Source organism: Candidatus Cloacimonadota bacterium, assembly GCA_012516855.1.
GTDB lineage: Bacteria > Cloacimonadota > Cloacimonadia > Cloacimonadales > Cloacimonadaceae > Syntrophosphaera.
Window position 1 is genome coordinate 1 of the sequence record JAAYWB010000074.1, and the last position, 25,195, is coordinate 25,195.

Sequence of the window (25,195 nt, forward strand, 5' to 3'; positions counted from 1 at the left end):
ATCTGCAGCAGATAGGTCAAGCTTATCGCCAAGCTATGTTGGATGCTCCCGATCTGAGCTTTCAACCTTCAGGTGGTTCAGGCGGTGGAAGTGGCAGCACCACACCCAATCAAACCGCTGCCGATGCTGAAGCCAGACGCAAGGAAGCGTTACGCTTGATGGAAGATTTAGCCAGGATGAGACAAACTGAGACTGCTCGGATTGAAGCCGAATACCAGAGACGACTTGCCCTGATCAGAGAGTTTACCCAAGATGGCAGTGAAGCGGAACATAATGCTATCGAGAACCTTGATGCCTGGAAGACCCAACAGGATAATGAGCTTGCAACTAAAGAGAAGGATGCTGTCCAAGCCAGATACAAGGTTGAGATCGATTATTTCTCCAATCTGGAGAACCTGGGAGTCGATTCTTATGCCGCTCTCAGGGCCAGCATGGAAGAGTATTATGCCTGGGCTCTGCAGAACCTGCCTCAGCAGGAGCAGCAGTTGATCCAGGTTCAGATAGCAGAGATAGATGCCCGGCACGTCAAACTGCTCCAAGAACGTCAAGATGAAGAGAAGGCCAAGCTGCAGGAACTGCAGGATATCCGGGACGAGTTCTATTCTCGTGACCTCGATAATATAGGTGACAGCTACAGCAAGCAGCTTCTGGAAGTGGATAGATACTATGAGAAGATGAAGGAGAAGCTTCTTGCCGCAGGGATGACCGAGGTTGAGATCGAAAGGCAGAAGCAGGAGACTTTGAACACCGTCAGAACCAATCACCAGCTTCAGGTTTCCAGTGGCATCTCCAAGATCTTCGGGGACCTCGCTGCAGCTCAGGACAAGGACACCGAGCGTGGTTTCAAACTCTGGAAAGCCTCAGCTATGGCTCAAGGCTATGTGGATACCTTTTCTGCCGCTATCGGTGCCTATAAGTCTATGGTGGGTATCCCGGTAGTGGGACCCGGGCTGGCAGTGGCGGCGGCTGCAGCTGCGATGGCTGCCGGTATCGCCAACATCGCCAGGATCAATGCCACCAAGTTTGAGAAGAAAGCCACTGGAGGACTATTGACAGGACCTTCCCATAATCAGGGAGGTATCCTGATCGAAGCCGAAGGTGATGAATACATCACCGCCAAGGATAGGGTCAAAGCCCTAGGCAGGAACCTCTTTGACTTCCTCAACTTCGCTCCTCTGAATCAGGTGAAGCTTGCTTTCGCCAGTATGCCTGTTCCCTCAGTGCCGATTCCCAGTAACCTGGGCTCATATTATGCCGCTGGTGGCGCTATCTCTTCCGGAGGCGGTATGAATACCCTCATCGATCTGATTACCACCCTGAAAGATGAAATCGTCTCCCTCAAGCAAACAGTCATGGACTCCAAGCCCATCATCGAAGTCAATGTTGATCCCCTTTCCAATGATCCGGTTAAGGTCTCGGAGATCGCCGATACCGGCAAGATGATCAGGAGTGAGATCTAATGCCAAATCTCTTCAAAATCGACTTCATTCAAGGCAAGACCGATGCTTCTGACTATAACCAGGTGAAGCATAGCATGGAAGATACGGCCACTAATAGAGCCATTATCAGCTTATCCGTCTCTGCCGATAAGCTACAGTCGGTCTCCAACTACAGCCGTGAACCCAAGCGGCTAGTCTTTGAGTGCTTTCCCACCACTTGGATAGAGGAGAACATCCTCTCTGGCAACAATGAGCATGAGCGTTACATATCTCACTTCGAGGTTAGGGTCTATCGGGATAACTCATTATTCTTTACAGGCATTATAGACACATCGCAACTGTCCTTTGATGTATCATCGGGAGTGCTCAAGATCACCTGTTACGATAAGATCAAGCTGCTTTCACTGTTCTCCGACCTTACTCACTATTACTCGCTTACGGCTGGTTATCAGCCCCAATGGATACTCGCCTACTTTATACAAGACATAGAGCAGAAGATACAGATCAGCATTCCATACTCCAACCAGTTCACTATCCCAACTTTGAACATCAGTTCCGATAGCGTCCTGACCATTGCCCACATCGACTTTGATGACCTAATTCAATTTCCCAACCCCACCGGTGGCTGGACTTACAGTTATGACAGCTCAGGCTGGCCGGGTCCTTTCTGTGGCTTCAGGATCGATACCGTAGTAAACCGTATCAGTTTTGTATTTGCCTATAAGAAAGTGATCAAAGCCACTTATCCCAATCCTGCCACTACCAGATACCAAGGCCGTTATCGTGGACGCATCTACAAGTTCTTCAATAACATCTGTCCTGTTGTGATTGAATATGATGAAAAGACCGACTGGGTGGAAGATCTGGCTTCACTGGAAAACGCTGCCAATGAGTTTATCGGATTCTATATTGAGAACGGTATCTCCGAGACTACCCTCTATAATGGATTAGTATCCGTAGGATCAATAGATGGTCGGAACTATGGCAGCAGTCATTACATTGGCCACTGGGTCGAAGCTCATTTTCATGGCAATCTCTTCCCGGCCAAACTGTTTCCGGGCAAGGCCTATGAGAACTACAATGATGAGCAAACCGATAACATCAAAGCTCTGCAGGCCATGCTTATGCTCTATAATGCCACCATCTTCTCCGATCCCGAGGGACACATTGTGCTCAAGAATAAGGATGCATATACCAGTGCGATAATTGATATTGATGCGGATGATGTAGTCAGCTTCGTCAGCAAACGGGGCAATCCGGAGAAGCCGGAGATCAACTGTCTGGATATCCTGGCAGGCGATACAACTCAACTGCAAGGCTTTATCAAAGACTACCTGATCGACTTTCATAACTCCAAGTGGAGCTGTGAAGCTGTTATCGATCAGCTCAGTAAATACAACCTTTCTCTCCAGTCCAAGCTGCGCATCCAGAATAAGATCTATGCGATAACCGAACTGGAGCGGAATTACATAGATGATGAATACAAGGTGAAAGCATGGCTGTTATAAAGGGCTTCAAGCTTATCCGCTGGGCTGATGAGGGCATCTATTACTTCTTCTGCCCCAATGGGCAGATCGAGTATAACCCATCCCAAAAGTACCGTATCGAGAAGAAGAACGCCTATGATCCCACTATCATTCATAGAAGGGAGGCCTATCGGGAGGACTCTTTCGATCTGGAAGCGGTACTCGAACCAAGCGAATACTACGGTCTGATGAACTTCCTCCTCAGTCCCGGTAAGCTCTATCTGGAATACACTGCCTACAACAGCATCAAAAGCCAGTTCCCGGTCACAATAGCTCAACTGCCAAAATGTCCGGATGATCTGCACGAGTATCCCACTAAGGTCAAGTTCAGTGTAGAATCCAGATATATAGGCAGTCCCGGCTATATCGATTTCGGCATCATCATTATCACCGACTCTGACGAGACGGTTAACGGTCAGACTGAAGTATAAAACACTACTAAAGGAGCATTAATGTACAAGTTCGCCATCAGCTATTATATAATGGAAGGCACAGAACGGAAGCATCAATCGGGAGTCGATATCCGACTGCTCAGGCCTGGTCAATCTTGGCCAGAGGGCAAGAAGCTCATCGAAACCACTCCCAACTCGGGATACTATGAGATCAGCATTGAAGCTGAAGCCGACTGCGGCTTCTATGAGCTCTGGGACGATCACGGTAATCCCCAAGGCCAGTTCAGCGGCAAGACCTGCACTATCGGGAAGCTCGATGCCCGAGGACTGCAGACCAACTGCATCTATGGTAATCACATCCTGGATGGAGTGGTTACGGGAAGCAAGATCGCTAATGCAGCTATCGGTACAGAACACCTGCAGAATGGACTATTATCACTCACCAAGCTCCAGTACGAGCTTCAGGATCAGAATAAGGGAGTAGGAGACAACAGCCATTCCAGCCCTGCCAATCTGCATGATGACAAGATCATCACCCACATTCTGGACAAGGAGTATCAAGAGCTACCCCACATCATCCTGACCAACCAGTGCGATGCCTTTCTCTATATAGCCAATGTCAAGATTGAAAAAAACCTCGTAACAGTTCTGATTGGGATCAGCCAAGTATATACTGCTACCGATCCTTTCTATAAGCTCCTTGCCCTCGCTAAATGATGCCCGAGAGAGAAACCCGGCAGAACCGGGTTAATGAGTGGGCTGGGTACTGATAATTGATCCCCTTCGCGGTTACCCGACTGATAAATTTGTAGTTGCGACTTTGCTCTCCTTACAAAAGTGTTCAAGTCCTATCCACTCAATATGATAAGAAAGATTGATGTCTTGATAGACAATCAGATTGAATGAGTGCCAAACATAATCGCAAGCCAGACAATGATATGCAAAATCCATTTGAAATAATCGTTATATTTTCACCTGATTCATCATCGTTTTATCAATTTGCAATTCAAAATTCATAACTTGTTCCACTGATAACGATTAAGAAATCCATTTGAAATAATCGTGATATTTTCACCTGATTTAGCTTCGTTTTATCAATTTGCAATTCAAAATTCATAACTTGTTCCACTGATAACGATTAAGAAATCCATTTGAAAAAATCGTGAAATTAATTTTGAAAAAATCGTGATATCGTTTTGAAAAAATCGTGATATCGCAGACCACCAAAAACGCCGATTTGAAAAAAATTTGATACAATTTGAAAAAATAAGTGAGAACGCATACAGGGCCTGCCTGGCAGGAGGCAAAAGCCTGAACTGGCGTGAATATTTTGCTTGACAGAAAGAGGATGGGACGAAAGCAATGCGAAAAAGGAAATTGATACCATCGATGGCACCCAAAACCTGGCTGTTAGTCCTCTTGCTGCTGCCCGTCCTTTTGGGCGCGCAGAGCCTGAATGACGACTACATGTTCCCAGGCGACGAAGCTTGGGAAGAGCCCACCTATCCGGTGCTGACCAAGCCGGAGTTTAATCTGGGCGGGCTTTTGGGCAATATACTGGTGGACAACAAATGGTATTCACAGCTCCGCCTGCGTCCAGAAGTTGCGATCTGGAAAGTGGGCATCGGAATGGATATCGACCTGCTCTTCGACGGTGAGGGCAAGTTGCGCCGCAAGGGCTGGGAAACCTGGCAGGATGTGGCCAAAAAGATTTTCTTCCTCCGTTTTTCCGACCGCCGCGACTCTCTTTACTTCAAGATCGGCTGCATTCCGGACTACACCCTGGGGCACGGCCTGATTTTCGACGACTATTCAAACATGCTTCGCTATCCCGAGGAAAAACCCATCGGCGGCTATCTGGGCGCCAACACCAATGCCTGCGGCTTCGGTTTTGAGGTTTACACGCATGACATCAGCAAAAACGAAGTGGTAGCCGGACGCGCCTCCATCAAACCCTTGCTTGGGACCAGACTGCCCCTGCTCAAAAACCTGACCCTCGGCGTGAACCTCGGCGCTGACCGTGATCCTTATGGCAAGTATCCAGATACCGACGGGGACGGTTATCCGGACGTTTATGACAAATTCCCGCTCGATCCCGACAGTTGGCTGGATACCGATGACGACGGGGTGCCGGACCAGATCGACATTGACCTGAACGGAAACTCCATTCTGGACCACCCCAACCTCAATCCCTATGTGAACGAGGTTTTCCCCAATATTGGGCAGCTATATCCAGATTATCCCTTCGACACAGCCGTTTTTCCGGATTCCGCGGCCTGCTACCCCGATCCCAGGCCGATGTGGGTTTACAGCGTGGATTATGAACTGCCGATAGTGGACAATGAAAATTTCCGTCTCAGCAATTACGGCGAATACGCTGTGATGAAGGATTATGGCAGCGGCCTCATCCTGCCGGGACTGGCCGCGAGATTCCTGATCTTCGATGTCAAGTTGGAATTCCGCAGTTTCACCGATCGCTTCCTGCCAGCCTATTTCAACCATCTCTACGACGAACAACGCTGCCAAGTGATCTATACTGGGATAGAAGGCCAGGAAGGCCGCCGCTATTACAGTCTGCGCACCAAGGACGAGGACCTGACGGGATTGGAATCCAGCCTGGGCTGGTTCGGCTATCTCAAAGGCAACATTGCCAATTTCGCCCAGTTGAAAGTGGCCTATCAGGATAAGTTCAACGCGGAGGTCGCCAAGGGAAAATCACTCTGGGCCAAGCTTTCCTTTATGCCTGAGAAGTTTCCCAAACTTCGCGAAGCCTCGCTCTACTATGCCCAAACGGATGTGGACAGGCTGGACCTGAAAAACTGGAAGAATACCAGTGCCGAGCTTAACGGCCTGATAGTTTACGGCTACAACGAATCCTACAACCTGATCTGCAAATACAGGGAGTTTTACCAGGACGCCAACGGCGACGGCATCATCGCCGGACAGGACGAGATCATCGAATCACTGAGCCTGGGAATTGAATTTCAGTTCTGAGCTGGCAGTGTGGCCAGCCAAAGCGTGCCGTCTCCAGCGAAATGCAGACTCTCTACATCTGCAGAAACAAAGGCCGCTTCGCCTTTGACTAATTCCAGTCTACTAGTTCGACTCTCCAGTATAGCTGAACCATCCGCGCAGAAAACGATTAGCGGTGCCCGCCCCACATCGTAGCCCTGGCCCCAGCCGCCGCCAAGATCAATTCTCCTAAGTTCAAACTCCTGCACCGGGCTGGGATAGCTGCCTGAAAAAGGTCCATCGGCTTGCAGGGTAACCACGCCACCGGAATAGGGCTCAAAATCCAGAACGCGGGCCAGTTCCTCCACATCAACGTGTTTTTGGGTGAGGCCGCCACGCAGCACATTGTCCGAATTTCCCATGATCTCGATGCCAGCGCCACGCAGATAGGCATGAGGTACCCCGGTAGCCAGGAACAGCGCTTCGCCGGGTTGCAAGGTGAACAGGTTCAGATACAGCGGAGCAAAAACCCCGGCATCCTTGGGATAATATTCCAGCAACAGCATACAGCAGTCCCGGATGTCTGGATCGAGACCGGAATCTTCGCGCAAAGAGCTTTTCAGCGCCGTCAACGCATCTTCCAGCCTGTTTTCACGCAAGCTCAAAAGCTCCAGGATCAGGCGCTGGAACCAGTTCCTGTTCTGATGTTTGGCAAATGGCGCATAGCTTTTCAGGCAAGCGCCCAGGCCCGCCTTGCTCAGGTTTTCCGCCACCTCGCGATAGGCACGGAAACCACAGAGGGCAATAAACTCCGTAAGAGCGCAGAGCAGTTCAGGTTTGGCACGTGGATCCCGGTAATTGCGCAGGGGTGAATCCGGCTCCAGGGAAAGGCTGTTTTCCCGCTGCCAGCCCAGCTTGGCCTGTGCCTCGGAAGGATGTGCCTGGATGGAAAGAGGGCGCTCCACAGCCAGAACTTTCAGCAAAAATGGAAGCCGCCCCTCAGCAAGCACCACTCCCCGCCCCAAAATCCTGCCGGGATCAGTGTCAATGTAATCCCGCAAGCTGATTCCCCCCTCCATTGTGCGCAAACTGGATGAACCCGTGGGATGTGCTCCCATCCACATTTCCGCCACCGGCAGCGCTGGGTCCGGGTCTTTGCCAAGCAGGCGAGGTATGAAGTCCGGCGAGCCCCAAGCGTAGTTTTTAAGCGGATTGATAAGCTTGTGCAGTCCCATCTTCAGCCTCCCAATTTGCCCAGGCGCGATTGCAGCAGCTGCAGCAGCGGACTCAGCAGGGGGAAAAAGCGTTTGGCCTCATTCATGTAATGACGGGCTTTATCTGTATGTTTCTGCTGTATAAGCAGGCGGATGATCTCTTCGTAGAGCCCCATCGAATAGGGATTGCGTTCAATGGCTCGTTCCAGAGGCGGTATGGCCAAAGCCGGAGCGCCGCATTTCACGGCGCATTCGGCATAAATCAAAACATGCTCAGTTTGGATCAGCGCGCCGCTACGGTCATATTCCCGAAAGGCGTTCAGCGCCAGCAGCCAGTTTTGGAAACGGGCGTAAGTGAGTCCCTTGAGCAGCAGCAGATGGCGGTGGTGGCCGATTTTGGCTTCCGCCCGGGCTATGTAGCGCTGCGCAGCTTCGTAATCCTCCACCCGCAGCAACTGTTCGATCAGCAGGAAATAGATGAAGGGATTGTTGTCTATCACCGACATCAGGTTCTTCATGATCTCGATGCTTTCGCGGTTTCGGCCCAGATAGGCAAGCGCCAGGGCTTTGTTGAAGCGCACATCCGAGTGCGGATCAGTAATCTGGTCGTAATATACGATCGCCAGCTGATACTCGCCCTGGGCGAAAAAGGTATTGCCAATTATCAGCTTTAGCTGATTGTCGCCAGGTTTCAGTTTCAAAGCGGATTGATAGCTCTTCACGGCTTTATCGTAAAGCTGGCGTCGCTGGTAATAATCACCCAAAGCGATCAAGGGACGGGGATCCTGGGGATTTTCCTCCGCCGCCTGGATCAGCAACTGCACCGCGTGAATCCAGTTAGTTTTCATCAGCGCTTCAGCGCGATGGAGCAGGTTTTGTACGTCACGGTCGGACATCTGGATTCTCCTGTGTCACTTTCCTGTCAGCTTCTGTGGATCTCCAGCCCGACAAAGCGGCCATGAATCCCTTTTTGGCTGTGAGGCTCCTGTAGCTCCCAAGCTTGTTTGTCCAAACCATCCGGAGCCGATCATGGCAGTTCCTTGAGGATTTCTTCGATGGCACGCCACAGTTGGGTGTCGCGTCCGGCGATCTCGTCTTCTGGGCTGATTTCCACCACTATGTCAGGTTGTACGCCGCTGCCTTCCATGTTGGTGCCGTCCAGCTTGTACCACCCGGAGCCGGGTAAGCGCATGGATGATCCATCCAGCAAATTATACTCCCATGTGCCGATCACGGAACCGCTGGAGGGTTTGCCCACCACTTTGCCAAGCTTAAGCTCCTGATAGACAATGGGAAATATCTCGCCGTCGGAGAAGGAGTTTTCGTCGGCCAGCACGATGCTGGGGCGCGTCCAAGCCCGGCGGGGTTCCAGGTTTTGCTGTCCGCTATAGCGCCGGGAAGTGGACAGAGCGTAGGGAGTTTTATTGAGCAGGGAGATGATCTGGTCATGCACATGGCCGCCGGTATTGCCGCGCACGTCGATGATCAGGGCTTCCTTGTCTGCGTTGTCGCGGAAAAGCTCCCGCTGGAAGTTGGTAAAATTATTGTCGCCCATAGCCGGGATATGGATGTAGCCAACCCTTCCGCCGGTGCGTTGGTCCACCTCAGTGCGGCTGCGGCTAACCTTGTATTCGTATAGCAGAGCGCGGTTCTTTTCCCAGTTCAAGCCTTCCTGCACGGCTTCCTTCTCCTCTCCATTGGCAATGAAATTCAGGCGGATGCGCTTGCCGGTCTTGTCTGCCAGCAGTGAGTCCAGCGGGGTGGCAGGCGTGATGGGGCTGCCGTCGATGTGGGTGAGTATGTCGCCTTCCCTTATGCCATAAAACGTTGCCAGACGCGAGGTTGGATAAACAGATCGCAGGCGGATTCCCTGTGGCAATACCTCTCTGTAGTCAAATTCCACGCCAAGATAGGCAGGCTGGCCACCGCGTGAAGAATAGCCTTCCCTACGAGGATAAAACCCAGTGTGGGAGGCGTTTATGTCGCCGATCATCTCGTTCACGATGGAACTGATGTCCTCGATGGAACGGGCCCGGTTGGCGTAAGGATGGTAGAGTTCGTAGAGCGCCTGCCAGTTTTGGCCATGCATGTTCGGGTCATAAAAATTGAGGCCAAACACGCCCCAGACCTCTTCAAAAACCCGGGTGTTCAGCAAACTGGTGCTGTAAGTATAATCAAATTCCGTGCTTAGCTCACCCTTGCTGCGTTTGTCCAGATCATACCAGCGAATCTTTCCGCCTTGCAGATAGTAAAGCTTCTCCCTCACCCAGCGCAGGCTGGAGGCGTTTTTGCCAAGGTCCTGGACCTCCTTGACATTATCCCCGAACATATTGGCCTTTTTGAGTTTGAGACTGCTGTCTTCATCATAGCCGTCAGATATGTAGTAGAATGTGCTGTCATCAATTACGCGTTCCACTCGCAGCCAGCGCTCCGGTTCATTGATCACTCTAGAGAGCCGCTTTTCGATGCCCTCCCAAACTATGTTAAGTTCCTTGCGCGGAGTGGGTTCGTCCTCAGTTGCCTTTGCCAGGGTGTCGGTTTCCGCATCAATCGTGACTTCCATCACCTTGTCGCTAACGATAAGCTCTTCCCCATCCTCGCCGGTGGTAGTGTTGAAAATCTCTTTCCAGTTGTCCGTCTCGTATTCATATTCGTCGCGGGGAACCAGGTCGAGGCGATAGATGCCGTTGGAACGGCCGATCAGGATGGAGCGGTCATCTGGGGTCCAAGCCAAGCCACGGATCCAGGAATCGTCATTCATGATCTTGATATGGGCGTCGGCTGCAAAATCGTAAAGCCAGAGCTCACGCATCCAAACATCCTCGCGGGTGGTGGCGTAAACGGCATAGTCTCCACTGGAATTGATGGCAAAGTTGCTGGCGATGGGACGCCTGGCGTTCAGAGGACGTAGATCCGTCAAACTGGAATCTGCCACCGCGATCCTGCCGCTGAGACGGTTGTCTCCGTAGCGAACAACCCATTTTCCGCTGGGGTCGCGCATTATGCTTTCCACGTCCAGGCTGTCCGCGCCGAACCATTCCACCTGGCTAAGTTGCATCAGGCTGTCACAAGTTACTGTGTAAAGCTTGTTGATACCCTTGTCCATCATTTGCAACGCAAGGGTGCGGTTGTCCTTTAGAAAAGCCAGGTCGCCGATGGAGCTTTGTTTGTGGCTGATCTTCTTCACCTCGCCGCCTTTACGGGGGATGAAGAAGGTATCGTATTTATATTTGAACCCCACCAGCAGGTCATCATCAGAGATGGCGAAGGCTTCAAAGCTGTCCTTCATTTTTTCCCGGCGCAGGTCGGGACGCCAGAGGTCGCTGTTGATGTTGATCTCCAGCTTGGAAGGCCCTGTCACTGGATGCCAGCGCCAGATTTCGTTAAAGTGCTCAAAGACGATGCGGTCGTTTTGCCTGGCGATGGATAAGTCGCGCGCGGACCAGAGTGGGAAATCTGTTAACTGCCTCGGCGAGTCAAAATTGCCGTTGTCCGCCCGGAAAATCTGAAAACGTTGACCGTCGGAAGCGCAGAAGTAGAGCGCGCTGTCCAGATGGGAATAGCGGGGATAGCGTTCAGTAAATTCCGTATGGGTGAGCCGGGTGTATTTCTTACTGTCCAGATCTATGCTCCAAAGCTCGCCAGCGATGCTGCCCAGGTAAGCTTCGCGGTAGGGGTTGCCGTCGCGGTTGAAAACCAGGCTCTTGTTGTCCGGCGCCAGAGTGGCATAATTGTCGCCGATTTCAGCCAGCAACACAGGTCGGCTGCCGTCCAGATCAAGACGGAAAAAGGATCTGCCAAAACTTGGGCTGTACCTAGTGCAAAGCAAGCTTTGGCCATCGGCAAACCAATCGCTGACGGTGAAGCTTTCACGGATGATGAGTCGGGTGATTCCACTGGTCGGCTCGATCAAATAGGGCAACGTAATGCCTTCACGGTTGGAATTGAAGGCGATCCAACGCCCGTCAGGAGACCAGCAAGGCCCCCATTCCCCAGCCTCAGTTGCGGTAAGCCGATGCGCGTCGCCGCCGTTGTAGGATACCAGCCACAGATCGTTGTCATAAACGAAGCAAACCTGCTCTCCATCAGGGGAGATGGCCGGGTCGGAGGCGAATTCAGGTTCCAGAGCCCAGCCCAGAGTGGCCGCAAGCGCCAGAATCACCGTTATTATATGTTTCATGTCCATTGTCCTTTAATCTTTTTCCCAGAGTTCCAAGCCGTTTTGCCTGCTCTGGACCTTATATTCATGTTTTAGCACACGCGCCAACACCGGAGGATGCACTGTTCCCAGCACACGCAAGCCCAACCTCTCATCGCCCGGGCGGTTCAAAAATCTGTTCAGTTCGCTGTCCAGCTCTGTTTCGCTGGCTTTGATCTGGGCGTTCAGGTCGTCGATCAGGCTTTGATTTTCTCCCGGTGTTTCCTTCAGGCGGATCAGTTCCTTCGTCATCTGCATCAGCAACGCTTTGTGATAGGGACCGATGGTGATTTCCAGCCTGGTTTCGCCTCCAGAGGGATCGCCCAGCTCACGCAGGACCACATTTCCCCCACATTCTATCTGGCCACCGCGCAAGGAGCCTTTTTCTGCTTCCAGCCCGCCGTCTGCCGCGATTTCGCTGCCCTCAACGGTGTCTTCGAAGCTGATACTGCCCTGGCACAACACCCGGGAGGCTTTGATCCCTTTACAGCACAAGTTTCCACCTATCTGCACCCCCGGCTGGCAGCAGTCCCGGATCTCGCCACAGATGACCAGATCGCCTCGGCAATTTAGCGTGGAGTTGATAATGTCACCTCGCAGTTCGACGTTTCCGGCACAGAACAGCGTGCTGTTGATGATGTTGCCCCAGACCTCCAGGTCAGCCGGAGAGCGCAGTTCTTCCATGGTGTCGCTGATATCGCCTTCCACCACCAGTTTTTCGATAATCCCGATGCGGCCGTTCTCATCCACGCTTACAAAGCCTTTCCGCTCAGTTACAAAGTGGCGTTTGTCCAGGCTGAAGGTTACGTTGTCTCCGGCTACCAGCCCAGCCGCCTCCAGATCGAATTCCTCGTCCTGCAGCATTTCGCCGTAGATATCGTAAATAGAGCCCTGGCGATCAAAGATGTTGCTGCTGTAATCCGCGATCACGGTGCCAGCTTCGATGCAGGTAAGTCTGGCCAGTTCCTCCGGCCTCACCCGGCCAGTGAAGTTTTTGGCCTGGTTGAGGTCGAAAAAGTAGTTCAGCTTGCTTTCACCCTTCACGCGGTCGCACATGGCAATAGGGAAGGGAATATCAAAATCCTTTTCCAAGCCGTGTTTACGCATATATCTGGCTGCTTCTTCAAAGCCTGTTTTGATGCCGGCTTCTTCGATCAGGTCCAGAATGTCCTGCTCGTCGATCAGCCTGCCGTGAGAGCGGATGGTAAGCCAGGCAGATAGCCTGTCATCGCGCAGCTCCAGTCTCAGAGTTCCAGCCCGGTTGGTGAGGATCTTATTCATATTCAAGTCCGATTAAATTCATCTGGCGGTTGCTGGTCCTGTCCCGCCGGTAGGAATGATGCACAGCTGATTCCAATGTGCAAACAAACTGCTGTTCGATGTCGTAAAAAGGTATCCCGGCCGCGATCAGCTGCCTGAATATGGCCAGACGGAGATCCAGATGACGGGAGCCTGCCGGGGCAGCGTCAGCGGCGCAGCCCATTTCTTTCAGGCTGGTGTTAAAACTCTCCCAGGTTGCTTCATCCACCTCGTAGTGCCGAGCGCAGATGCCAGCGCCGATATGGGCTGTAATCTCGGCTGGCAGAATGCCATATTCATCCTGAAGCACCCGCACCGTTTTTCCGACGATATTCAGCCGGGTGCCTTCCCGTCCGCTGTGGATGGCTGCCACAGCGCGGTTTTGAGCGTCCTGAAGCAGTACGGGGTAGCAGTCAGCGGTACGGACCAGCAGATATTGACCAGGAACGGATGTGATCAAAGCGTCAACCCCCGCAATCTGGGAATGGTCGCCCCAGCCAGCGCCTCCATCCGCTTCAGAGCAGACGTGGATCCCAGCGCCGGCGATCTGTTCCGCGATCACGGTCCTCCCCTTGGGGATAATTTTACCGCCGATCCGGATGTCATCCTGAGCGCTCATTACTCTGCGATAATCCGGGGTTTTTTCGCCCAGATGCAGCCAGGTTTTCATCCTTCCACTCCGGGATACATCACCGTAACCTTCAGCGGGCGGTAGATTTCGGTATTGTGGTTTGTCACCAGCATGCGCTGGATGTGAGTTATCAAATGCGGGATATTGCGTAGCGCGTTCAGCGACCATAACAGGCAGATGCCAGCGCTGATGCTCAACGCGGTCTGCGGCCCCAGCTTACGGGTGAGTGAGCCAATCAGCAGGCTGCCGAAGGGCATCACAGACTGGAAGGTCATGGTGTAAACGCTCAGCACCCGACCACGCATATTGGGATCAACCACGCTTTGCAGAATGGTGTTGGTGGAGCTCATCTGAATAGTCATGCCCAGACCAATGAAGACCATGAAAACCAGGCTGAGCACGATGCTTCGGCTCTGAGCCAGGCCTATCAGGGCCAGATTGGCCACGCAGCCCAACACCGCTGTGATGTAGGGCAGGCCTTTAATGGTCTTCCGCCCTGCCATGTAAAAAGCGCTGGTCAATGCCCCGACCCCCGCGAAGGTAAGCAGCAGGCCTTGGGTGCCCGCATTTCCTTTCAGCACATCGCGCGCGAACACGGGAATGATGGAGCTATAGCTCATAGCGAGGAGCATGTACACGCCCAGGTTGGCGATCAGCCAACGCACCGGCAGACTGTGCCATGAATAGCTCCAACCTTCTTTGATCTTGCTGAGGATGGGCACTCCGCTGGGTTTGAGGGGTGGATAGTTGATCCGGATGGTCAGCAGTGAGGCAATTACCGCCAGATAGGCTACTGCGCTGATCAGAAAGCAAATGCCTTCGCCAAAGGCTACGATCATCGCCCCACCGATGGATGGGCCAATCAACCGGGCAGAATTGAACATGGCGGAATTGGTTGCGATGGCGTTCGGCAGCAGACTGCGCTTGGAAACCAGGTCCAGCACGAAATTCTGCCTGAACGGTGCGTCAATGCCTTCCACGATGCCCTGCCAGAGTGCCAGCACGATCAGCGGCCACCAGCGGTCCTCGTTGATGAAACCGCTTAGCACTCCCGCTGACAACAGACTGGCCTGCACCATGAATAGCGATTGCGTGAGCACCAGCGTTTTGCGGCGGTCCCAGCGGTCGGCCCAAGCCCCGGCGAAAGGGCTCACGAACAGCGACGGAATCATGCTCAGGAAGCCGATCAGGCCAAGCAAAAAAGCGGAATTTGTGAGCCGGTAGATAAACCAGCTCATGGTTGTACGCTGCACCCAAATTCCGATCACCGAGAAAAAGTGCCCGGAAAAATAGATGCGGTAGTTGCGAACGGTGAGGCTGATGAAGCGCTCACGCAATTTGCTCAGCAGCCATCCAGCAGCCTTTGCCAGCGCTGATCCTCCTGCGGGATTCATCTGTTCCCGCTCAGGCCTGCCCTTCCTGGGCCGATTTCTTGCTGTGTTCGAAACGCAGTTCTCTGGCTTTCTCATACTTGGCCAGCACCTGCTCCCGGTCCGTGTCGTCGATGTTGGCCAGCACGAATTCAAAAATCTCGTCGGTGCCCAGGGTTTCCTTCTCAAAAAGTTCGGCAGCCAGTTTTTCCAATAGATCGCGCCTCTTTTTCAAGATGTCCAATGCCTTGTCATAGGCGCGGGTGATGAAACCGCGGATCTCGCTGTCCACCAAATGCGCCGTTTCGTTGCTGTGCACATCGCGGCCGATGAGTTCCTTGCCCAGATAAACTTCACTCTGCTCCTTGCCGATGGTCATCGGACCGAAGGCTTCGCTCATGCCCCAGGAGCAGACCATCTTTTTGGCGATCTCCGTAACCCGATCCAGATCGTTGCCTGCTCCGGTGGTGAGTTCCCCGAAAACTATCTCCTCCGCGGCGCGTCCGCCCAGGATCTTGGTCATAAGCTGTTCCAGATAGCCACGCGAATAGCCGGTCTTGTCCGTCTGCAAGAAGTGGGTGGCGCCTGCTGTGAAGCCGCGCGGGATGATCGAAACCTTGTGCACCGGCTCTGTCTTGTCCTGGAAAATGGAAGCGAGCACATGCCCGATCTCGTGGATGGAGGTAAGCTTTTTATCTTCGTCGGGGATCACCCTGCTCTTCTTTTCCTTGCCCAAGGTCAGTTTGTCCTTGGCTTCCTCGAAATCGCTCATGTTGATTTTTTGCTTGTTTTGTCTGGCCGCGATCAGCGCCGCCTCGTTCACGATATTCGCCAAATCGGCTCCGCTGAAGCCCGGTGTTCCGCGCGCGATCAGCTCCAGATGCACATCTTCAGCCAGCGGCACTTTGGCAGAGTGCACTTTCAGGATTTCGGTGCGGCCTTTGATGTCGGGCAGGTCAACCGTCATCTGGCGGTCGAAGCGTCCCGGACGTAGCAGCGCGGGATCCAGGATGTCAGGCCGGTTGGTGGCGGCGATGATGATCACGGCTTCGTTTGGCTCAAAGCCGTCCATCTCCACCAGCAGTTGGTTCAACGTTTGTTCGCGTTCGTCGTGACCGCCGCCTAGCCCGGTTCCCCGGTGTCGGCCCACAGCGTCGATTTCGTCGATGAAAGTGATGCAAGGCGCGTTCTTCTTCGCCTGCTCAAAAAGGTCACGCACCCTCGCGGCGCCGACGCCCACAAACATTTCCACAAAGTCCGAGCCGCTGATGCTGTAGAACGGCACCCCCGCCTCGCCGGAAACGGCCTTGGCCAGAAGCGTCTTGCCCGTCCCAGGACGTCCCATCAGCAATACTCCGCGCGGGATGCGTCCTCCCAGCCGCTGGAATTTCTTCGGGTCCTTCAGAAACTCCACGATTTCCTGCAGTTCCTCTTTGGCCTCGTCCACCCCGGCCACATCCTTGAAAGTGATGTTGCTGCGGCTGCCTTCATGCATGCGGGCCCGGCTTTTGCCAAAGCTGAAGGCCCTGGCGTTCTGGTTGTTCATGCCCCGCATCAGGAACCACCAAAATCCGATCAGCAGCACAAAAGGGATCAGGTAGGAAAGGATTCCCGTCCAGCGCGGCGGTTTTTTGGTTATCACCACCACATTCTGCGCCCGCAATTGTTCGATCAGGCTGGGATCGTCAACCGGAGGCAGCAGGGTGTGGAATTTCTTGCCTTCCCGGGTTTGGTAAACGATGTCCTGCTCTGTGAAGGTCACCGATTTTACCTGTTGCTTTTCCAGCGCGGCGGCGAATTGTGAATAGTTTGCCTCGCCAATATGCTCCTGTCCACTGAACCAGCTGAACACCATCAGCGCCACCAGTGCCAGGATCACTATCACAAAGGTCCAGGAAACAGGGGCTCTGGCCGGCTGGCGTAGCTGCTGGTCAGGCTGCAGGTCACGCGGTGTTCGTGGCGGCGTTTGCGGCTGTTTATAGCTGTCTCTTTCGCCCGGTTTTTTCCGCTTGAGCAGAAAGATGCGCACCGCGCTGATCACTGTGATGGCCACCAAGGCTATCACAAACCACAGCAGCAGATCTGAAAACTGTTGCGCCACCTGGTTGCTCTGAGCCACATCCCTGGCCCTCTGGGCCGGAAAGGACAGGCTGTCGGCTGCTGACAAAGCCAGGCTCAGCACCAGTAGCGCTATTATGGTAACTGTATGTTTCATGAATAGATCTCTTCCTTTAGGATGCCGATGTAGGGCAGGTTGCGGTATTGGGATTTGAAATCCAGCCCGTATCCCACCACAAATTCATTGCCGATTTCGAAGCCCACATAGTCAAATTTAGCCTCCTGCTTGTGCGCCGCAGGCTTATCCAGCAGGACGCAAATCTTCAGGCTGGCGGGCTCGTGCTTGACCAGATAATCTTTGATGTATTGCAGCGAAAGCCCGCTGTCTACGATGTCTTCCACAACGATCACGTGCCTGCCAGTGATATCCACGTCGATATCCTTGCGAATCTTCACCACGCCGGAACTGGAGGTCTCAGCGCCATAGCTGGAGATGGCCAGAAAGTCGATTTCCAGGGGGATTGTGATACTGCGGCAGAGGTCGGCCAGAAATATGAAGCCGCCTTTCATGATGCCGATCAGCACCGGCACCGTGTCTTTATATTCGCCGGCGATTTGGCTGCCGATTTCGCGCACCCTTGCCTGGATGCGGTATTCGTCCAGCAGCACCTCTGCCAGGTCACGATTCATCTCATTCATTTTCCTCTCCTGTCTTTTTGCGGCTGGCCGCCCGCCGGGGCTTGGCCTTCAGGTTTTCCGCCGCTATCTTAAGAAAGCGCGTGCTGCCTTCGTCCAGCGCCACCCGCGCGTCCAGACGCTGCCCCGCGATCCAGATTATCTTCTCCCCGTCATCCAGCACAGGTACCAAATCGCGCTCAAATTTGCCCACTTTGGCGTTGATGAAAAAGTCTTTCAGTTTCACCAGGTTTTTCATACCCAGAGGCATGAACCTGTCGCCAGGCCTGCGGCTGCGGATGTTGAAGGGCCAATTGATCTTGTCCGCGTCCAGATAGACGTTCAGGGCGTCTTCATCGCGCCGGGTCGGCAATACTTTCAGCAGCTTGAAGGTAAAGCGGTGGTCTCCCCAAACTGTCCGGGCCCGGTCTTCCATCACCACCACCGGTTCAGGAACCGGCGGTGCCTCGCTTTCAAGCTCCAAACTCAATTCAGCGTAAACTTTTCTGGCTATCAACCCCCGCCCCAGTTGGATTTGCTTGCTGCCATCAGACTCCAGCAGGTCCAGGATGTCTTGGAAGTGGCGGCTGAAAAAATCCTTCCCGCTACCGCTGAGGACGCTGGTGAGCTCTTTCAAAACGTAATATTGTTCCAATCGCGTGCAGCGCTTCAAAGCCGGGATGGAAACGGTTATCCGCTCCGGCTCCTGCTCCAGCGTAATCCGCTTCACCAGGGTTTTAACCCTCTGCAGAACAAGCTCTTCCGCTGCCGCGAATATCTGGGCCTGTTCGCCCAAACTGCTGGCTATCCGCGGATTCAGTTCACGCTCAACCAAAGGCAACAGCGTGTGCCGCACCCAGTTGCGTTTGAAACTCTGGTCAGCGTTGCTGGCGTCCTCGCGCCAGGCGAGCTTCCGCTCCTCCAGCAAATCCACCAGTTCCCGCTTGTCAAAGCAGAGCAGCGGATGCGCGATCCTGCCGCTGCGGGGGCGGATTCCCGCCAGACCGCTTAAGCCCGCGCCGCGGAAGAGATTGAGCAGCATGGTCTCGCTCTGGTCGTTGTTGTGGTGCGCGGTTACGATCAAATCGAAGCGGTAGGCGTCCAGCACCTCTTCAAACACCCCCAGGCGCTTTTGCCGCGCCCGGTTTTCCAGGTCGCCGCCAGCCTCCAAACATATCTTGCGGATGATGAGGGGAACGCTCAGCTCCTGGCAATGCTGCTTTACAAGTTCAGCGTCCGCGTCGCTTTCCGACCCGCGAAGCTGATGGTCCACGTGCACAGCCAGCAGTGTGAGCTGGCGCAGGTTGCGCAACCGCGAGAACAGCAACAGTAGAGCCACTGAGTCCGCCCCGCCAGAAACGCAGAGCAATAGCTTCGCCCCGGCGGAAAAGATCTGCTGATTCCGCACATAACTGTCTAATCTTGCAAGGGCTTGCTTCAGCTTGGGCATTAGCGCTCCTGTCGCTTTATTCTTGGTAAGTTAGCTTTTTACGACCGCATTGCTTGTCAAGTTCCTTTTTCTCATGCGCCTCGTTGAAAAAGGTTCTACATATTCTATGGACCCTCTCTTAAAATTACAAATTTCCTCACACCCCCAAACACATGCAGATAAAGCTGTAGGTGTCCGCGGTGTATTCCAGGCTTTTGGAAAGGCTGCTGGGTCCGTGCGCGGAAGAGGTTTGTGTGTAGAGCAGGGCCATGCCATCCGGATCTGCCTTGTCCTGCATGGTGGCGGCAAACTTAAAGGAATGGCCGGGCACCACGCGGTCGTCGTGATCGGCGGTCAGAACCATTGTATCCGGATAACGTGTTCCCTCTTTGATGTTGTGCAAGGGTGAGTAGGACAGCAGGTTGCGGAAGTGCTGCTCTTCGTCCGGATTGCCATAATCCGCCATCCAGTTCCAGCCGCAGGTGAATTTGTGGAAGCGCAGCATATCCAGCACGCCCATGGCGGGAACCGCCGCCCGGAAGAGGTCCGGCCTTTGCGTCAGGCAGGCACCCACCAGCAATCCACCATTGGAACCTCCATTAATGGCCAGCATTTCGGGATTGGTGTAGCCTTCCCGGATCAGGTATTCCGCGGCGGCAATGAAGTCGTCGAATACGTTTTGCTTGTTCAGCAGCTTGCCGGCATCATGCCAGCGCTTGCCGTATTCGCCACCTCCGCGCAGGTTTGCCACGGCACAGATGGATCCCTTTTCCAGCAAGCAGATACGTGCTGTGGAAAAGGACGGCATCAGGGCAATATCAAAGCCGCCATAGCCATACAGCAGCACGGGGGCCTTGCCATCGCGGGGAATATCGTTGCGGTGGATGAGGGTCATGGGAATGAGAGTGCCGTCTTTGGATGGGTAGAAAACCTGCTCGGACACGATGGCGCTGAGATCGGCCTGCACAGGATCGGTGTGGTGATGGGTGAAGCTGTCGCCGGGGATATCGTAGCGGTAAATCTCGCCCGGGCGCACATAGGAACTGAAATAGAAGTAGGCTTCCGGATCCTCCTTTTTCCCAAAGCCGATGCCGACCGTGCCCTGATAAGGCATCTGTATCTCACGTAGAAACTTTCCGTCCGGATCCAGCACTTCCACCCGGGAGCATACATCCCTGGTGAAGATCGCGATCAGCTTGCCGCCCACCGGGCTTGCTGAATCCAGCCGGTAATCCCGCTCCGGAATCACTTCCTGCCAGTGCTCTTCCTCTGGATGGTCCAGATGAAATTTCACCAGCCGGTGGTTGGGGGCGTCCTTGTTTGTAAATAGGTAAAAGCAATCCTCCTCAAAGCTGTCGAACGGATAATAATCATGCTCGAAGCCATCGAACAGCACCTTGAACGGCAGTTTTGGATCATCCACGGGACGGTAGAGAACGCGGTTTCCGGGTGAAGCTCCTCTTTCATACATGAAGAGATATTTTTCATCATCAGAAACCCAGCACCCCCGGAAACGCCTGGGATTTACGGCATCTTCATACACCAGGACGTCCTCCTCCTGAGGGGTGCCCAGCTTGTGATACCACACATTCTGGCCAGGATCGCCCTGGACGCCATCCTGCGTGGGTAGATAACGGCTGTAGAAGAAACCGTCCCTGTACCACTCCGCGCCGGTGTGGCGCATGTCCTTCAGTTTGTCTGGCAGCCACTCCCTGGTAATGGTATCGATGGTCCACAGCTCACCGGCATCAGCTCCGGCGGCCGATACCAGAAAGGTAAAATACCGGAAGTCCTTTGATTTCCCCACAGAATAGACCGTGGTGGTGCCGTCCGGGGACATGGTGTTGGGGTCCAGAAACAGCTCTTCCGGTCCGTCCTGACGCTTGCGGTAAATCACCCACTGGTTCTGCAGGCCATCGTTCCGGTGGTAATAATACCACTCGCCATACTTGATGGGCGCGGTTTGGCGGGGGTAATTCACCAGTTCCTGCATCCGTTCCAGCATGGCTTTACGGCCAGGATACTGGTTCAATATAGATTCCGTGAGGGCTTGCTGGGCCTGGGTCCAAGCGATCACTTCCGGATCGTGGTCATTTTCCAGCCAGCGGTAGGGATCCGGCACCTTGACGCCGAAGAATTCATCGATCGTGCCGTCTTTTCGGGTTCTGGGGTATTGCATGGTTTTACCTGCCTGATATTATTGCTATTGTTTTGCGTGATTGAGGCTCTTCCCAGGGGAACTTCATTTCAGCTTTTCCAAGCTATCTTGCCAATATGACGCTTCGGCGGGCGCCGGTACTGGTGGGTCAACGTGTACCGGGTCCGTGGCACTCTTAACCAGCCTGAGACATAGCATTGGGTAATGCGGTATGTTGTCAATGAAATTCTTTGGCTGGGCTTTTCCCCTTGCAATGTCCCGTTGGTCACGTCCTTAGCGCCCGCGACCGTCCCCCTCCCACGCCGCCCGCCAAATCCTCGCATCAAATGCGGGCATCATGCGGGAGGCAACTCCGGGGTTCAGCACAGGGCCTTAACGGCCAGACCTCATCGCTTCTCCCAGGCCAGACGCTGGCGTCGAGCAAGGGACGAGCATCGACGCCAGCAAGGAACTATTCTTCCATTAGTTCCTGCCGTCCATGCTCACCACGTTCGCTGTACGCCAGGCCAGACCAGGTCCCCGCTATCGGATGCCATGCCCCAGGCTAACCCACCATAGATTAACTTGAACAAAAAAAAGCCCGGCGGATTAACCACCGGGCCTTTATATACAGGGTCTGGAATTATTTAAGCAGGGTTGTTTTGGTCTGGTAAGCCTGACTGCCCGCCGTCATCACGATCTGATAGACGCCGTTGGAGAGGGTGTTTCCGTTGTAGTCAGTGCCGTCCCAGGTGATGCGGTAATTTCCGACGGCCTTGTTGCCCAGCTCGTAGTGTTTCACGATCTGCCCGCGGGAGTTGTAGATCTTGAAGCTCACATCGTTGTCCTTCGCCAGGCTGAAGGGGATGAATACCAGCGGGTTGAAGGGGTTCGGATACACGGCATGCAGCTTGGTGGCCAGCGGAATCTCCGGGGTGGGGTTGTCGCCCAGGGCGTTGTAGAAAACGCTCACGGGGCCGTGGTAATTCACGGCGCCGTCCAAGTCGTTGGTCTGCAGCCAGTAGTAATAGGTGCCGGTCTCATAGACCTCTGTGTCCTCGAACATATAGGTCTGCATCTGGGAGCTGTTGAGTGAGGGGATCAAAGGACTTACGTTCTGGGCCCCGGCGATGTCGCCGTCAGTGCCGCGGTAGATGTAATAGCCGCGCATCCCGGTCTCAGTCTGGGTAACCCAGGTGAGGGTGATGTAGTTCTGGGCGCTGATGGTGGCGGTGAAGGAGGCCAGTTCAACGGGCACGGGTCCATCAAGGGTCACAACTTCTTGTTCGTTGGAATTGCCGCTGGTGCCGTAGGCATTGTAAGCCCGCACCACATAGTAGTAGGTGGTTCCGGGGGCACGGCCGGTATCAACATTATATGAAGTGACATTGCCAACGTTTAGGTTTTGATATCCGGAGACATAGGTGACAGTTGTGCTGCCTGAGAAAGTGTGGGAACCCCAATTAGTGATTGTGTCGGCTGCATGACTGTCCCAGTCAGAGGCAGAATATATTGCTGAAGGAACAGACGCTGCCTCTTTCCTGACCAGAGTTACATCCTTGCCCCAATCGCTTGCATCGCCAATAGGACCGACCACATCAACCAAGTTGGCTCCATTGAAGATTGCCACAGCGTCATTGCCGTTGAAACCCATCACACTTGAATTGGTTGAGAGGTCATAATTTGTGCCAAAAATCGTCTGGTTACTGTTAACTATTCGGTACACGGAGCCATTAGCCAACGTACCTGACAAACCTAAAGTATAAGTGGGAATAGTTGCTCCGTTATTGTATTGTTTTAATGAATAGGAAGAGAGGTCTACTGATGCTCCGGTCCCATTATAGATCTCAATGCCCTTGTTGTTTGAACTGCCTTCAACATATTCGGAAATGAAGAGATCACTGGCATTACCCCCTGTTGTTTTGGTATAAACATCAAGGTAATATCCGGTGGCCCCACTGACAGCGTTCCAGTTGGCTGTGAAGCTGGTATTGGTAACACTGGTTGCTGCCGTTGCAGTAGGAACATTGGGCGGAGGAGGAGTGGTTACTTCACCGCTGCAGGTGACGGTCTTGTTTGTGGCTCCTGAGGAAGATAAAGTGATATCCTCATTGTTATAAGTTCCGATGGCCAGTCCGGCTTTCAGGCGCACGTAGATGGTTGTTTCATTTACACCAAGCTTTGCAGCGGTAAGAGTGAGGGATGAAGTGTAACCTGTATTCTCACTCAAAGAGATTTCATAGTTGGTAGGTGCTGTGAGAACGATGTCAGCAGTCAAGTCAGCTCCGCTAACGGTGAAGGTCTGGGCAGTGGAAGGTCCCGTGCCTTGATAGGTAAAACCAGTTAGTGTGGTTGGATTAACGGTGATAAGCGGAGTGGCGAGATAGATATTAATATCATCAATTTCCCAGCGGGTAGGGCTGTTAGTGGAGTAGTACTTGAATGCCAGATAGACGTTGGTGCCGCTGATGCCAGAGAGGTCAAGCACACCTGAAGAGGTTTCGCCGCCGCCTATACCGCCATTAGCAAAGGCAATCTCGGTCCAGGTGCTGGATGTGGGATCTCCCAAGCCAGGGTAGTTATTAGAGTATAAGAGCTTCAGATAGTTGTTGGCGTCGATGGTGCCATGAGTGGCGATGGTATTGAAGGTCATCCTTTCATTGCTGTAGTTGTTGAAATTGATGCCCGGAAGCACCAGCCAGTGTTCTTCCAAAGTGCTGCCATAACCGTTGCAGGAAGCGTTGTCATTGTTGTAAATATACCAGGGTTTAGTGCCAGCTATATCGTACCTGTAGGTTTGGCCCCAACCGGCGGAGAAGTCCTCTGTGTAGGGAATGGTGGTGGTTGCCGGGGCGATGACGGTGTAGCTTTGTTCGCTCGAGGTTGTGGTAGCGGAATCATCGTCCGTGGCATCGATCACATAATAGACTGTAGTGCCGGCTGTCTGAGCGGGGATGTTTGAATTGGTGGTATAGGTCGAACCGGAGGCCGTCATGCCAATGGTGTTCCCATAAACGCCGGTAGCCGTGCCCCAACGCAGTTGCGCGCTCGTGACTGTACCGTCGGAATCAGTGATATCCGCAGAGACGGAAACTGTGGTTGTGTTGATAATGTCTGTTGAGGGGGTCTGAGTTATATTAGATATTGAGGGTGGGACATTCGCTCCACCTGCAAAACCAGTCCACACAAAGTTATCAACATGAATTCTTTCAGTGTTGCCCGTAGCTACAAGTCTGATCAGAATGTTTGTGTTGGCACTGTTGATGGTCCCATTGAAAGTTTTCCAATCGCTTACATTACCAAGAGTAGTGTTATTAATAGCAGATACTAATGTCCAATTACTTCCTCCGTCTGTAGAAAAATCCAAGTCGAAGGCAGGAGATGGAGACCCATCCCAACGCCTTAGATCAATGCTGAATGTTGAAACCCCACCGGAAGCGATGGTTATCCTCCAATCTGTAGTAGATTTATTTTCCAACCTCCAAGCATAGGTTCCCAAAGCTCCTGGATAGCCATCTTGGGCAGCGGTTGTATTACGAAGGGCTCGGCCACCAGTCGATGAAAAGACTCCATCGATATAAGTATGATCTGATGCGTAACTGTTTAAACCGGTTGATCCTTGTGTCCATTTCGTTGCGTCATCAAAATTAATGGTAGTTTGGGCAAACACCAGTCCCGCTATAAAAAGCAAGGTAAATATAAGAAATGTCTTTTTCATAATTCCTCCCTGAATTACGAGCTCATTTATATGTATTTTATAGATTCTGTCTCTTACGTATGCCAGCATAGAAACCCCGTCATATTTGGCAAGTGATTTTTTCTTAACATTTCGTGCTTGCTGATTGCTTGATTCTCCGTGACGAAGAAGACCTGTG

16 protein-coding genes are annotated in these 25,195 nt (G+C 53.1%); 5 read left to right on the forward strand and 11 right to left on the reverse strand.

Annotated elements, in window-relative coordinates:
* Positions 1-158 precede the first annotated feature (158 nt).
* From GX466_07810 to GX466_07830, 5 genes are all read left to right on the forward strand, one after another.
* Positions 159-1,460 (forward strand): hypothetical protein, encoded by a 1,302-nt coding sequence (locus tag GX466_07810; protein NLH94101.1) that lies wholly within the window; start codon positions 159-161, stop codon positions 1,458-1,460.
* A complete protein-coding gene (locus GX466_07815; protein ID NLH94102.1) occupies positions 1,460-2,947 on the forward strand; it encodes a hypothetical protein in 1,488 nt (495 codons plus the stop codon). The genes GX466_07810 and GX466_07815 overlap by 1 nt, the downstream gene beginning before the upstream one ends.
* Positions 2,935-3,396: a hypothetical protein gene (locus GX466_07820; GenBank protein ID NLH94103.1), complete on the forward strand. Its 462-nt coding sequence runs from the start codon at positions 2,935-2,937 to the stop codon at positions 3,394-3,396. The genes GX466_07815 and GX466_07820 overlap by 13 nt, the downstream gene beginning before the upstream one ends.
* 21 nt (positions 3,397-3,417) lie before the next feature.
* A complete protein-coding gene (locus GX466_07825; GenBank protein NLH94104.1) occupies positions 3,418-4,074 on the forward strand; it encodes a hypothetical protein in 657 nt (218 codons plus the stop codon).
* 645 nt (positions 4,075-4,719) lie between these two features.
* Positions 4,720-6,351, forward strand: coding sequence for a hypothetical protein (locus GX466_07830; GenBank protein NLH94105.1), 1,632 nt, complete (start codon positions 4,720-4,722; stop codon positions 6,349-6,351).
* Here GX466_07830 and manA read toward each other — a convergent pair.
* The 11 genes from manA to GX466_07885 form a co-directional block, all read right to left on the reverse strand.
* A complete protein-coding gene (manA, locus tag GX466_07835) occupies positions 6,342-7,544 on the reverse strand; it encodes a mannose-6-phosphate isomerase, class I (GenBank protein ID NLH94106.1) in 1,203 nt (400 codons plus the stop codon). The two genes, GX466_07830 and manA, sit on opposite strands and share 10 nt — an antisense overlap.
* A 2-nt stretch (positions 7,545-7,546) precedes the next feature.
* A complete protein-coding gene (locus GX466_07840; GenBank protein NLH94107.1) occupies positions 7,547-8,419 on the reverse strand; it encodes a tetratricopeptide repeat protein in 873 nt (290 codons plus the stop codon).
* 131 nt (positions 8,420-8,550) lie between these two features.
* Positions 8,551-11,703: a hypothetical protein gene (locus GX466_07845; protein ID NLH94108.1), complete on the reverse strand. Its 3,153-nt coding sequence runs from the start codon at positions 11,701-11,703 to the stop codon at positions 8,551-8,553.
* 12 nt (positions 11,704-11,715) lie between these two features.
* Positions 11,716-13,002 (reverse strand): DUF342 domain-containing protein, encoded by a 1,287-nt coding sequence (locus GX466_07850; GenBank protein NLH94109.1) that lies wholly within the window; start codon positions 13,000-13,002, stop codon positions 11,716-11,718.
* Positions 12,995-13,690 (reverse strand): laccase domain-containing protein, encoded by a 696-nt coding sequence (locus GX466_07855; protein ID NLH94110.1) that lies wholly within the window; start codon positions 13,688-13,690, stop codon positions 12,995-12,997. The genes GX466_07850 and GX466_07855 overlap by 8 nt, the downstream gene beginning before the upstream one ends.
* Complete coding sequence (locus tag GX466_07860; protein NLH94111.1) at positions 13,687-15,045, reverse strand: MFS transporter; 1,359 nt, start codon at positions 15,043-15,045, stop codon at positions 13,687-13,689. The genes GX466_07855 and GX466_07860 overlap by 4 nt, the downstream gene beginning before the upstream one ends.
* A gap of 10 nt (positions 15,046-15,055) precedes the next feature.
* Complete coding sequence (locus tag GX466_07865; GenBank protein NLH94112.1) at positions 15,056-17,236, reverse strand: ATP-dependent metallopeptidase FtsH/Yme1/Tma family protein; 2,181 nt, start codon at positions 17,234-17,236, stop codon at positions 15,056-15,058.
* Positions 17,233-17,778 (reverse strand): hypoxanthine phosphoribosyltransferase, encoded by a 546-nt coding sequence (gene hpt, locus GX466_07870; protein NLH94113.1) that lies wholly within the window; start codon positions 17,776-17,778, stop codon positions 17,233-17,235. Before hpt ends, GX466_07865 begins: the two co-directional genes overlap by 4 nt.
* A complete protein-coding gene (gene tilS, locus GX466_07875; protein NLH94114.1) occupies positions 17,771-19,204 on the reverse strand; it encodes a tRNA lysidine(34) synthetase TilS in 1,434 nt (477 codons plus the stop codon). Before tilS ends, hpt begins: the two co-directional genes overlap by 8 nt.
* Positions 19,205-19,340: 136 nt before the next feature.
* The gene (locus GX466_07880) at positions 19,341-21,362 is read right to left on the reverse strand and encodes a S9 family peptidase (GenBank protein NLH94115.1); all 2,022 of its coding nucleotides are present in this window, start codon (positions 21,360-21,362) and stop codon (positions 19,341-19,343) included.
* Positions 21,363-21,963: 601 nt separating this feature from the next.
* Positions 21,964-24,315: a T9SS type A sorting domain-containing protein gene (locus tag GX466_07885; protein NLH94116.1), complete on the reverse strand. Its 2,352-nt coding sequence runs from the start codon at positions 24,313-24,315 to the stop codon at positions 21,964-21,966.
* Between the last annotated feature and the right edge of the window lie 880 nt (positions 24,316-25,195).